The 12535-nt window shown below is 41.1% G+C and carries 12 protein-coding genes; 3 read left to right on the top strand and 9 right to left on the bottom strand.

Annotated elements, in window-relative coordinates; genetic code table 11:
- Positions 1 to 74: 74 nt before the first annotated feature.
- Positions 75 to 719, top strand: a complete 645-nt coding sequence (gene pdxH / locus H6G06_RS19500; RefSeq protein WP_190563116.1) for a pyridoxamine 5'-phosphate oxidase — start codon at positions 75 to 77, stop codon at positions 717 to 719.
- 35 nt (positions 720 to 754) lie between these two features.
- Here the strand turns inward: pdxH and H6G06_RS19495 are convergent, their stop codons facing one another.
- The 6 genes from H6G06_RS19495 to H6G06_RS19470 form a co-directional block, all read right to left on the bottom strand.
- Positions 755 to 1480, bottom strand: coding sequence for a Uma2 family endonuclease (locus H6G06_RS19495; protein ID WP_190563114.1), 726 nt, complete (start codon positions 1478 to 1480; stop codon positions 755 to 757).
- Between the two features lie 212 nt (positions 1481 to 1692).
- A complete protein-coding gene (locus H6G06_RS19490; protein WP_190563112.1) occupies positions 1693 to 2535 on the bottom strand; it encodes a DUF3153 domain-containing protein in 843 nt (280 codons plus the stop codon).
- 40 nt (positions 2536 to 2575) lie between these two features.
- Complete coding sequence (locus tag H6G06_RS19485) at positions 2576 to 3097, bottom strand: tetratricopeptide repeat protein (protein ID WP_190563110.1); 522 nt, start codon at positions 3095 to 3097, stop codon at positions 2576 to 2578.
- Between the two features lie 157 nt (positions 3098 to 3254).
- Complete coding sequence (argB, locus tag H6G06_RS19480) at positions 3255 to 4145, bottom strand: acetylglutamate kinase (RefSeq protein ID WP_190563108.1); 891 nt, start codon at positions 4143 to 4145, stop codon at positions 3255 to 3257.
- A gap of 83 nt (positions 4146 to 4228) precedes the next feature.
- Positions 4229 to 4795 (bottom strand): shikimate kinase, encoded by a 567-nt coding sequence (locus H6G06_RS19475; protein WP_190563106.1) that lies wholly within the window; start codon positions 4793 to 4795, stop codon positions 4229 to 4231.
- Positions 4796 to 4835: 40 nt separating this feature from the next.
- Positions 4836 to 6422, bottom strand: coding sequence for a helix-turn-helix transcriptional regulator (locus tag H6G06_RS19470; protein ID WP_190563103.1), 1587 nt, complete (start codon positions 6420 to 6422; stop codon positions 4836 to 4838).
- A 399-nt stretch (positions 6423 to 6821) separates the two neighbouring features.
- Between H6G06_RS19470 and H6G06_RS19465 the strand changes: the two genes are divergently transcribed.
- Positions 6822 to 7046 (top strand): hypothetical protein, encoded by a 225-nt coding sequence (locus tag H6G06_RS19465; RefSeq protein ID WP_190563101.1) that lies wholly within the window; start codon positions 6822 to 6824, stop codon positions 7044 to 7046.
- Between the two features lie 29 nt (positions 7047 to 7075).
- On the opposite strand, the gene H6G06_RS19460 is transcribed toward H6G06_RS19465, so the two are convergent.
- The 3 genes from H6G06_RS19460 to H6G06_RS19450 form a co-directional block, all read right to left on the bottom strand.
- On the bottom strand, positions 7076 to 7744 hold the full coding sequence (locus tag H6G06_RS19460; protein ID WP_190563099.1) for a LapA family protein: 669 nt from the start codon (positions 7742 to 7744) through the stop codon (positions 7076 to 7078).
- A 136-nt stretch (positions 7745 to 7880) separates the two neighbouring features.
- Complete coding sequence (locus H6G06_RS19455) at positions 7881 to 8501, bottom strand: UbiX family flavin prenyltransferase (RefSeq protein ID WP_190563097.1); 621 nt, start codon at positions 8499 to 8501, stop codon at positions 7881 to 7883.
- 21 nt (positions 8502 to 8522) lie between these two features.
- Positions 8523 to 10877: a ribonuclease R family protein gene (locus tag H6G06_RS19450; RefSeq protein ID WP_190563095.1), complete on the bottom strand. Its 2355-nt coding sequence runs from the start codon at positions 10875 to 10877 to the stop codon at positions 8523 to 8525.
- A gap of 752 nt (positions 10878 to 11629) precedes the next feature.
- Between H6G06_RS19450 and H6G06_RS19445 the strand changes: the two genes are divergently transcribed.
- The gene (locus H6G06_RS19445) at positions 11630 to 12409 is read left to right on the top strand and encodes a hypothetical protein (RefSeq protein ID WP_190563292.1); all 780 of its coding nucleotides are present in this window, start codon (positions 11630 to 11632) and stop codon (positions 12407 to 12409) included.
- Positions 12410 to 12535: the final 126 nt, after the last annotated feature.

The raw sequence follows: 12535 nt of genomic DNA, 5'->3' as shown, positions 1-12535 counted from the left end.
ACTTCTGTTAATAATCATAAATATTTTTCCCCAATACGTGTATAAGCTTATCTAATGATAAGGAAATAAAAACGATGGATAAAAACATAGCTGACCTTCGCAAAGACTACACTTTGCAAGATTTGAGTGAAAAGGAAATAGACCCTAATCCTTTTATACAATTTAAATTCTGGTTTGATCAGGCTCTAGCAGCACAATTACCTGAACCTAACGCCATGACTCTGGCCACATCTACACCAGATGGCAAACCCTCAGCGAGAATGGTACTACTGAAAGATTTTGATGAACGAGGTTTTGTTTTATTTACTAATTACAACAGTCACAAAGGACAAGAAATAGCTGCAAATCCCCATGCGGCTTTGGTTTTTTGGTGGGCTGAACTAGAACGCCAAGTGAGAATTGTGGGGACTGTAGAGAAGATTTCAAAAGATGAGTCGGATGGCTATTTTGAAGTACGCCCTCATAATAGTCGTTTAGGTGCATGGGCTTCTAATCAAAGTGAGGTAATTGCTGGTAGGGAAGTTTTGGAAGCACAATTACAGGATTTCCAGCGTAAATATGAAAATCAGGAAGTTCCTAGACCACCTCATTGGGGCGGTTTTCGCGTAATTCCCCAGGAGATTGAGTTTTGGCAGGGACGTTCTAGCCGTTTACATGACAGGTTGCTTTATACTTGTGCGGATGATGGAAGTTGGAAGATAGAACGTTTATCACCTTAATTTTTTGTAGCGGACAAGATGCCCGTGTCGTAATTTCATGAGATATTATTAGGATCAATCCCTAGTTCTCGTAACTTAGCTGCTAATAATTCAGCCCGTTGATGTTCCTGTTCTGCTTGTTCACTACTCCACAGCAGCAAATTTCCGTCACTATCCCACCACCGCAACCAATTCATGGTTTGACACAATCTTTCACCAGTGCAAATTCCTAAAAATAACTCTAATTCAGGAATCCAAAAACGTCCATTAGCGTCTGCTTGTTGTTTGGTATATTCTCCATTTTGCAAACAGCGTACTTCTAAACTGGGTTCGTAGGGGTCATAGGTGACATAAGTGGGAACTTGAAGAATATGTTCGTAAAAATACAACTTTCCATAGGGCGGTGTGGAACGCACTGATAATTCTCCACCTTCTGTATCTGAGAGAAATTCCATTACCACAGCCACTGGTTCACCTTCGAGGTTGGGAGTATAACTGCGACGTACCACATCAGCAGCTACAGGATGCACCTGTGGCACATAAAACCAGTCGGGAGCTTTAACAATAATTTTTTTGTTTAAGGTGGCTACAAGCCCAAAATTAGAGCCAATCAGCATTTGTGGGAGAATGCGTCCTGCTGCACCTAAAGCATCAGTTAGTGCAGCAGCTAGAGGCGGTTGTTGAATATTTTCCACTGGGTCGTCAGGTAAAATAAAATCAGCGGGAAGGGCTTCCCAAGTGACAGTTGGTGTTTTTTGAGTTGGGTGAGTTTGTATAATCATAGATTTATTTATAGGTTGTCAGAATCAGGATTTGCAGGATTACAGGATTTACAGGATGCGATTTGATGATGGTTGGTTACGCACAAGTCGCCAAAGAACGAACCACGAAGAACACGAAGGACACAAAGGTAAGAGGTTTTCAGAGAGATTTTCCAATTTCATCCTGTACATCCTATAAATCCTGGTTATCCTGATTCTGACAATAAAATCCTTTAACTTTGCAAATCCTTTAATCCAGATTCTAACAATGTATATCTCAGATAATAACCACCCCAAACAAACAGAATAATTATCAAAGCACCAATACCCAATAAATTAGGAAGCCAAAAAACTACTTCTATATGATTTAACTCACCTGGGTTGAGTTTCCATATCAGTTGTTTACCATTTTTTTCTGGTTGGATAGCATCTTCGGTTTGTTGAATATTCTTAACTCCCCAAGGTGTCTGCAAGCTAAAATCTAAATTGACAATTGAACCAGTACCTGATAAAACGTTTCCTTTGCTGGTAAGCACAGAAAGGGAACGCAAATCTAAATCATAAACTAAATGATTTCTGGATAAAAGTAAGAAGTTGTTATTCTCTACGAATAAGTTGGAAGCAATACTTGGCAATTTTGCATCATCAGCAACGTTCTCAGGTTTTTGAGCAGTGCGGTAGTTGAAGAATCCGCTAAACTTTTCTTGTAATTCCTTGCCATTACTAAAAGGAATTTTGACAATAATTTCTTCTGGAGAAATGCGGTTTGCTGAACCTTCTAATTTACGTGCGCGACGTTCTAAACTATTTAACCATTCATAAACATAATCACCGCTAAAACTGGTTAATTTTTCGGATAATTTAATATACTGTACTAATTCACCATTATTAGCATTATTAAAGTTAATACCTAAGTCATATTGAACACAACCAGATAACATTAAAGACGCAGATATTACCACCAGCAAAAAAATAGGTTTTTGTTTGTTTACTATGCCGATTTTAGTGAAGATAAAATTCCATGGTCTAATCAAGCATAATGCAATTTTTTGTAAGCGTGAATTAGATATATTCATAGATTTTATTCTCCACAACATTGAACTTATCATTAGCTGTTCACAAACTTAACCAGACTAAATAGGAAATTGTTAAAGCAACAGCAGTTAATGCTACCCAGATAAAACGATTATCTTTTGTATTGACTTGGCTAAGATCAACATATTCAGGTTCCACCGACTTCTGCTTTAGGGTAGATTTTTTGGGCTTAGTAGTGACGATTATTTTGGATTCATTATCAGAAATAGCTGCTAAATCGGGAATTTCGGTCATCCACTCCTTTGGTCTTTTGAGTTTGGGTGCTTTTAAAATATAAACTAACCTCTTTGCTTGTAGCCTAGTTTCGTAGTGGGGATGACGGGAGAGTTGTTGACAAAGTGCGATCGCATCTTCTGAACGTCCAGCAGCTTCATAAGCATTCACCAGCCAAATATCTACTTCACCTCCAAAGCGTGTATTTCGAGCTAATAAGGCGCTGGCTTTTTCTAAATTTTCCACAGAGTCCCGATATTGTCCATTTTCAAAAGCTGCTTTTCCAGCTTGGTAACGAGATTTAGCAAGTTCTAAACTTTCTGTAGTCATTAGTCATTAGTCATTGATCATTAGTTATTGGTCAGGGAATAGGGAATAGGGAATAGGGATTAAATTTTGGATTTAGGATTGTATTTAATTAACTCCAAGCTAAAATCTAAAATCTTCTTACCCAGTCCCCAGTCCCCAATCACTAATCACTAATTTATCATTTAAACTGAGAACCAAGAATCATTGTGCCAATCCCTACATCTGTAAAGATTTCTAACAGAAGGGCGTGAGGGATGCGGCCATCAATGATGTGTGCGGCTTTAACTCCTTGAGCGAGCGATCGCACACAACAAGTTACTTTAGGAATCATACCCCCACTCACTACACCATCGTTAATCAATTGACGAGCTTCAGGAATATCCACTTTAGGAATCAAGGTAGATGGATCTTTATAATCTTTTAAAATCCCCCTTGTATCGGTCAGTAAAATCAACTTTTCCGCCCCCAAAGCAGCTGCTATTTCCCCCGCTACAGTATCAGCATTAATATTGTAAGCTTGTCCGTTATCATCAGCCGCAACGCTAGAAACTACGGGAATATAGCCATTACTAGAGAGAGTTTCTAAAATCTTGATGTTGACATTACTGACTTCCCCAACAAAGCCGATACCTTCATCACCTTGGGGACGGGCAGTGATTAAGTGACCATCTTTACCGCAAAGTCCCACAGCCATACCACCGGCTTGGTTAATCAGGGAGACAATTTCTTTATTGACTCGACCGACTAATACCATTTCTACTACATCCATTGTAGGTGCATCGGTGACGCGCAAACCATTCTTAAATTGTGCTTCAATTCCTAGTTTGCCTAACCAACTGTTAATTTCTGGTCCACCACCATGTACTAAAATTGGTCGCAAGCCAACGCAAGATAAAAATACAATATCACGGATGACTTTATCTTTGAGGGTGCTATCTTTCATGGCCGCACCCCCGTATTTGACAACAACGGTGCGACCTGCGAATTGTTGAATGTAAGGTAGTGCTTCGCTGAGGATTTCGACGCGATTGGCTTCAGTTTGCCTGATATACTCGGTATCGTTGATCATTTTGAGAATCTGTCAATTTTGGATACAAGGTTTTTACATGATCAAAACATGAAAGCAACTTACTATCACAAAATTTCCTCAGATCAATTTTGGTGTGGGGAAACTTGAGGGGAAACTTGAGTTTTGAGAACGCTGGGTATTGCTGCTAGGATGCGTGTAACGATTTCTGCTGGTGTTTGCTCCTCAGTGATGGTAATATGTAAGTCGGCTTGGGAGTAAAGTGGTTGACGTTGTTCGAGGAGCGATAGCAATTTAGCTTCAGGATCGGGATCTTGTAAAAGTGGTCTTGTTTCATCTTCTGCTAACCGCTTTAACAAGACTTTCACTGGTACATCAAGCCACACTATTAACCCGTGATGTAGATAACCCCAGTTTTCTTGTCGCAGGACAATACCCCCACCCGTAGCAATAGTCAATTTGGTATAAGCACAAACTTGAGCTAAAACATCACTTTCCAACTGCCGGAACGCCGCTTCACCTTCATGAGTAAATATGTCATTGATAGATTTGCCAGCGGCTTTAACTATTACATCATCAGTATCTACAAATCCATAACCCAATTCCTGTGCTATTAACCGACCAACTGTGCTTTTACCAACACCCATCATGCCAATTAAATACAGGTTGACTCCTCTTAATAAGTTACTCATTGCTTCTGAAATTTTCTAATTACCAAATGCTGACTTTACTCTAAATTTGGTTGTCGTATTGACTTTTTTTCACATAGTTTTTTAATTGTGCCTCTAAAATCGGATCACGCATCAATAAGCTAGTCTCGGTTTCAGTGGAAGATTGAAAATCTTTTTCTCTGACGCGTTCAATTATATATTCCCTCCAGACTGCGCTGGGGAATAAATTAGCTGCTTGCATATCAAGGAATGAGCGTCTCTGGAGTAATTCTAAAGTTTCCAAAATTAATCTTTGTCTTAATCTCGGCGACCATCCCGGTATCATCAGGCTTGTTAAAGTCAGCACAGAAGTACAATCTGGATTTAATACTAGCCAATACATAATATACTTTTCTAACTCAGACAAGTGATTAAATTGCTGGTCTAGAATTCTGCGGATATCACCAAATACGATAGTACCCTGTTTGAGAAACTGATAAATACTGCCACCGAATAAATTTTGAATTGTGGTAGCAACTAATTTTAGAAACAACGGATTACCACCATACCAGTCTATGAATACGCCATTATCTGTATAGTCTGGTATCAGTAATCCTTTAGCTTCAAGGATAACCAAGCTTTCTGTTTTGCTTAAACCAGTCAATTTTAAAGACCGGACAGGGAGTTTTTCTCCTTCACTGGCTGCAATTTCTGGTGGTTTTTCCCGACTAGTGATTAATAAGCAGCTTTGATGTTGAGAATCTCCTAACCTTCTGATTAACTCACCGTAACCTTCATAACCTGGACGATACTGAGTCTGTGACAGCAGATCAGGTTTACTGGTGGTTGCGAGATTAGCATCACCGCTGCATAAAATTGAGTCAACATTATCTAATACCAAAAGACAGCGCATCTGGCGTAAACTATGTATCAATTGAGAAATTTTGGTATTTAAAGTTGCTGCCTGCTCTATTTGTAACGTTGGTGATAATGTCTGCATAATATCGGTTAACATCGCATCTATCGTAGGGCATAGATGCAGCGATCGCCAAATCACACATTCAAACTGAACTTGAATCTCCTGTGCTAACTTAATAGAAAAAGCAGTTTTACCAATTCCACCCATCCCCAAAACTACAACTAACCGACAGTGCTGCTGCACAATCCATTCTGAGACGGTGGTTAGTTCTGTCATCCGTCCACAGAAGCCACTGACATCAACCGCTTCACCCCAATCTTGAATTTTCGTGGATTCAACTTTGAGTACATTAGGTTCTTGTTCTCTGATATTTTTAATTAACGTGGTTATTTGTTTCACTGCAAACCAATTTTTTTTATACCCTGCTTTTTCTAATAAATGAGTCACATGACTCCAGTTCTTTACCTTAACTGAATATCCCAATTGGTTACTCAGCATATCTTCTATATATTTATATAATCCATTAGACAGATAGACTCTGACAGTACCACTATTGCGACTTTGATAAACTCTCTTGGCTATTTCCGCAGGACTGCAACCGCAAAGCAAACCTCTAAGCAATTTCTTTTCTACAGGTGTTAAGGCTTTCCTCTTTGCAGAACCTAAATCCACATACAATTTTTCTAAGTCCCAATTTTTTTGAGCTTCTATAAATTCTTCTTCTGGTGGTTGGGAATCTGCTACAGACATTATTATTAACGATTTATTTACAGTTAGGTTAGCGATATACTAACGGTTCTTCCGTAAAATCCGCATAAATTAACTGTAAAGTTATAACGAATTTAATAACATTTGTTAGGTGCATTTTCATTTACTACTTAGGTATGCTTATCCTTAACAGAAATTTCATATAACTTGTTTGAAACTTTAAGGAAATAAATGCTGTCAATATAAAAAGGTGAATTGCCCATTGTGATGCTATGAGTAACACAGTATCTTGCTTCCCAAGTTGACTGTCAGCAAACAATCATCAATTCGCTTTTATTGTCCACGTGTAAACAATTACCAAATTTTTCACCTTTTACAAACCAGCTTTTCTCAACTGAGTGAGCCTTCATCAATTAATGTGATATGCATAATGTATCAGCTATGACTCGAATTCGAGACATTGTACAAACAGCTTTAACGACTGGCTATTTAACTGTGGAAGCAGAAAACCAACTCAGAGAACTGTTAACTACCCGATATGACTGTGAGGATTTTAACGCCTTCATGGCTTTGCAGGAAGCGGCGATGACGGGTCAAATTAAGCAGGAGTCACGAGAGTCACGAGAGGAGTGTGGCCCACAAAAGAGACTAGGGGGTAGATTGTAGGCTGAATCAACAACTTTTGTGCCAGAAGCTTACCGACGAGGACGTTCATTGTCATCCGCAAAATCCTCGTCTTCAAAAAAATCCCAATCATCATCACTTTGAGTAGTAGTTGGATTAGTAGTTGGGGGTTGATAAGGAGGGATAATTACTCGGTAATCTGCATCGTAAATCGATTCAGTTTTCCCCACACCAGTATTTTTGGGTTCTTGGGAACTGTAGGAGTAAACTGAATCAGACTGAGAAACATTTTTAGGTGCTTGCTGATTTGGGTAGGTTTTCGGGCTTGGTGTCTGTTGTGGTTCTTCAACATCCCAATCATCACCTTGATTAGCATCTGTTTCCCAATCATCAAATTCGTTACTGGTAGTGTAATCGGTGTCAGCAACTGGTCTGCGTGGATTGCTGGGAGGTGGTATAGTTTCTTTCTTGGGATTCGTCTTGACACGCGGTGCAGTTGTCGTTGATTTGGATGAGGATGCCTGTTGAGTAAAATAATTAGTAAATTTAAACAAGCTGGCGATTACAAAAGATGTCAAACCACCAGCGGCAATGCTAAATAAAATCCATAAAGATAGTGGTAATGGTTGAGTCCGCATCCCCAAAAATACTAGAGGGAGGGCAGGAGAAAAATTTTGGACTAATAAAAGTATTAGTCCTCCCAGCACCACCACCAACAAAATTAAACGAATTCCAGCCATTTTTATAAGTTGTTAGTTATCAGTTGTCATTGGGCATTGGGCATTGGGCAAAATCAAGTCAAAAGTCAAAAGTCAAAAGTCAAAATTAAATAACTCTTTTCTCCCTGCCCCTCTGCCCCTCTGCCCCTCTGCCTCCTTAAAGATGACCTTGCCAGCGTTGAATTGGTATGCAGTCAATATCTAGTTGATCTAAAGCACGGGCAACTACAAAATCAACTAAATCTTCAATGGTTTGGGGATTGTGATACCAAGCGGGAATAGCGGGAACAACTCTAACTCCTGTTTCTGCTAAGGTTGTTAAGTTTCGCAGGTGTATCAAGCTAAAAGGAGTTTCTCTGGGGACAATCACCAGCTTACGCCCTTCTTTAATCTGCACATCTGCTGCCCGTTCTAGTAAGTCTGAACTCAAACCCACTGCCAGTTTGGCTACTGTACTCATGCTACATGGCATGATCATCATCCCCAAAGTTTTAAAGGAACCACTAGCGATACCAGCGCCAACATCACTCCAAGGATGACAGCGTAGTTGACCCGATAGGGTTACTCCGGCTTGAGTTCGCCAAAATTGCTCTTGTGCTTCAGGATCTGCTGGCATTCGGATATTTTGCTCTGCTTGCCAAACCATGTAAGTTGATTTAGAGGCAACCAATTCAATTTTATACTCAGCTTCTAAAAGAAATTTAAGAGCGCGAATGGCGTAAATCAGGCCGGATGCACCTGATACGCCTAAAATAAGTGGCTTACTGTTATTTGACACGCAATTACTTACTCAGAAAATTTACTCATCTTCACTATATGGATCTAAGTCAAAAGATTTGATGTGATTGGGTAAGTAAATATCTGTTGTATCTTCATTGCCAATGCCGACTACTGATCCTTTGACCATACCATCAGCGCCAACAGTAACTAAATCAATTTGCTGACGGTAGTAATCGACACTCTTGACTTGCACAGCTACGCGATCGCCTAATCGATAGGAAGCGCGATTTTTGCGCCCAAACAGAGCTTGTTGTCTAGCACGATATTCATACCAATCATCTTTAAGCGAACTGACGTGTACTAATCCTTCTACCCGCAAAGGTGTACTCAGCTTGGAGCCAATTTCTAACTCTGTGGCTGGGACTTCGATTTCTACAAAGAAGCCGTAGGATTGAACACCTGTAATCACACCGGGAAAGACTTGACCGAGCCGCTGTTTCATCAGTTGGGCTTTTTGCAGTCCGGCCAAATCTGCTTCCGCTTCTTGGACTTCTTTTTCTCGGTCATTAATCTGGACAAGGACTCTAGTTAAATCGCTTTGCAGTTCCTGTTGTAGTTCTGGAGGGAGAACGTTCCAGTTAATTTCCAGATGAGAAGACGAGTGGCGCAAGTTAACACGCTCTTTAACACGAGTGTTGCGGCGATCGCGTCCGTATTCCAGGAGAGCATGATATACCCTTTGCATGAGTAAGTCTGGGTAACGCCGCAAGGGTGAACTAAAGTGAATATATTGTGTCAGAGCTAAACCAAAGTGCGCTCCTTTAGTGGTGCTGTACACAGCAGGTTTAAGAGTATCTTGCAGCAGGTAGGTAAGAACTTGCTCAGATGGTGACTCAGCAAAAGCCCCAGTTAAGTGCTGATAATCTAGGGGTTGAATTTCTAACTCTGGATCGAGTGTTAACTCCACACCTAAATTAATCGCTAGTTTCAGCATTTCCTGAACATCTTCAGGATCGGGTGTACCTTGAACTCGCCAAATCGCCGGAACGCCCAAGGCGCTGAGGTGATCTGCCATCAGTTCATTTACCATCAAGACAAACTCTGTTAAGAGCGATCGCACTGGTGAGTCATTTAGTACCACCGCCCCCATAGTCCCCTCATCATGATAAGGATTTTGGCTAGGTGGTAAATTCAACTGCAAGCTACCACGAGATAACCGAGCTTGTTTGGCTGCTTTGGCCAAAGTTGCTAAATCACGCAATGTTTCCACACTCTCAGTAGATGCTTTTGTTGATTCACCACTGAGGACTGCTTCGGCTTGCTCTTTGCTGACAGCCTTATCTACATTAATCACACTGGGTTGAATTTCCCATTCCAAAACTTCTCCCAGCTGGGGATCAATCGTGATCACAAAGGAGAGAGCTAGGCGATCACTACTCGGTATTAAAGAACAACGTTCTCCTAAAGCATCAGGTAACATCGGCAAAATTAAGTCTCCGAGATACACTGATTTCCCCCGCTTGAGTGCTTCTCGGTCTAATATCTCGTCAGCCTGAATATAGTGAGATAAATCAGTGACATGAACAATCAACCGCCATGGACCACTGGGGTTTTTCTCTAAGCTAAAAGCATTTTCTATTACCCTATCGTCACCGTTTACCCCTTCCATTGTCAGAGTAAACAAATTGCGTAAATCTACGCGATCTTTCAAATCTGCTTTCAGCAACTTTTTGGGTAATTTTGCTGCTGCATCCAAAACATTTTCTGAAAAAGTTCGAGATAAATCGTGTTTGCACGTTACTAAATCTATATCAGCAGCGGCTTCCGCATCACTACCCAGAATTTGCACCACCCGCCCCAAAGGTGGATACTGAGCTAAGGGATAACGTAGGACTTCTACATGAGCCAAGTGGTCGATAGCTTCTTCTAATTTGATTCCATTGGTGAGCAGTTTCAATTCAAACAGCAAACGATCATCCAAAGGCACAGCACGGAAACCCCCTTCTACTTGCTTAATCCGTGCCAGTAATGTGTGATTAGAACGCTCCAGAATCAACTTCACTTCGCCTTCAGGAGAACGCCGACGACTACCTTCTTTCAGCACTCTCACCAAAACGCGATCGCCATTCCAGGCATTACTGAGATGGCTTTCCCGGATATAAATATCCTCCGAGCCTTCCACATCCTGAATTGCAAAGCAAAACCCCTTACTAGAACAGCGGAGTTTGGCTTCAATTAGCCCCTCTTCTGATACACGCCGATACTTACCACGTTCTTTTACTAACAGTCCAATTTTTTCCAGCACCTCCAAAGCAATATAAAGTTTTTCTAAACTATCTTCATCTTCACAACCAAGTTTTTTTTCCAAAACCTTCCGAGCTACCAATTTATCATCAGTAAAATTGGCAAGGAGTGTAGCGATTGAAAATTCCATGCAGTGAACCGACCTTTGGTCAAAACATCATTTTTCGTGTAATCTGGTTCTTCCCTGTATATCCTCACAGCCTACAGACACTTGATGCCAACGAATTACCCGTTTGCGTAGCCTCTCGTAGAGAAGGCAAGGCTGCTGAAGTTCATCTCAGAGCCTTGCTCTGCTTGGACTTCTCACTGCTCAGACTTCTCACTGCACGACACTCTCAGAGTTCACTTGGGTTCAAATTTCTTCACCTAACCAATCTTATACAGCACTCCTGATACTCGATTTCCACCTGGTAATTACGCAATGGGTTCTTGAGATGTTTGGTTTGGAGAACTCTCCATATCACCCACAAGCTTATACACAAGGCAAGTAACAGGTGTTTGATTGTCTAGATTTCAGGTAATTTCACACCATGAGAATTTGAGTTTTAACTAGGAGAAACTGCCGATTAACCTAATTTTACCATCTGTAGAATCGGTAATAATTAGGTAAGCAGCTTAACAAGCAATGAGGGCGAACCTTATCTTTATTATTGTAGATTTAGAGCGCACTTCCAGAAAATACTTCTAGATATCGATTTGGGTAATTAGTATAGCATTGAAAGGAAGAACAAGCTGATTCAGTCAGCGGCAGCTAAGAATTGGTGTCAATTATGCAAAAATCTGCTGCTGCTACAATCGTGACTGATAATCATAGCGCAAAAGTGCCTGGAAGTTCTACAAAGTACAAATAAAGTTAAACAGATTGAGATGGGTAGCACTATTATGTTGGCTCAATTCCAGAGCTTGTATCCTAACGGCAGTATTATTTCCGAATTAGTACAGATTTTTCAAGGCAAATATATCGTCCGAGTTAGCCTGCAAATTGAAGGTGTCACCCGCGCCACTGGTATGGCAGGAGCAGATACTGTAGAAATTGCTGAAGACCAAGCCCGAAATCGAGCGTTGATGGTTTTGGGAATCACAAATGCAACCGGGGAAACAGAGGCATTTTCCCCAAAACCCATTTCCCCAGTGACAGTGAACCCAACCGTAAAAACCGCAACTCTCTTAAATGAGTATGTCCCCGAAATTGGTGATGTTGTCAGCAGTCAATGGCCACAGGCCAGCAACACTAAAAACGATACCTCCAACCAAGCTTTAGATCAAAGTTTTTCTGCAACTACTACCAGACAAGAACTATTTGATACGTCAGCACCCAACCTGGAAATCGTAGCTAGTCCAGAACCTGAACCTCAGCCCTTCCCAGAAATTACTAACAGTAATGTTACCCCTTTTACTCCACGCAGTTATTCTCCTCCGGAAGACGCTGGCTTGCGCTCAGGGATAGCAAAAAGCAAGAGGAAAAGCGAACCAGTCAATTTATCTGATGTTATTGCTCAAACAGATGTGCAGATAGAACGTTTAGGCTGGACAAAAGAACAGGGTAGAGAACATCTCAAAAAAACCTACGGTAAGTTAGGGCGTTCTTTACTCAGTGAGGAAGAGTTACTCGATTTTCTCAACTACCTCAAATCTCAACCTGATCCTATAGCTGGGTTTTAAGAAGGTGACAGGAGACAGGGGAGCAGGGGAGCAGGGGAGCAGAGGAGCAGAGGAGCAGGGGAGCAGGGGAGCAGGGGAGCAGGGGAGCAGGGGAGCAGGGGAGCAGGGGAGCAGGGGAGCAGAGGA

The organism is Anabaena sphaerica FACHB-251, assembly GCF_014696825.1.
Lineage (GTDB): Bacteria > Cyanobacteriota > Cyanobacteriia > Cyanobacteriales > Nostocaceae > RDYJ01.
The sequence above is the reverse complement of the archived record's forward strand: the minus strand, read 5'-3'. Positions and strand labels throughout refer to the sequence as shown.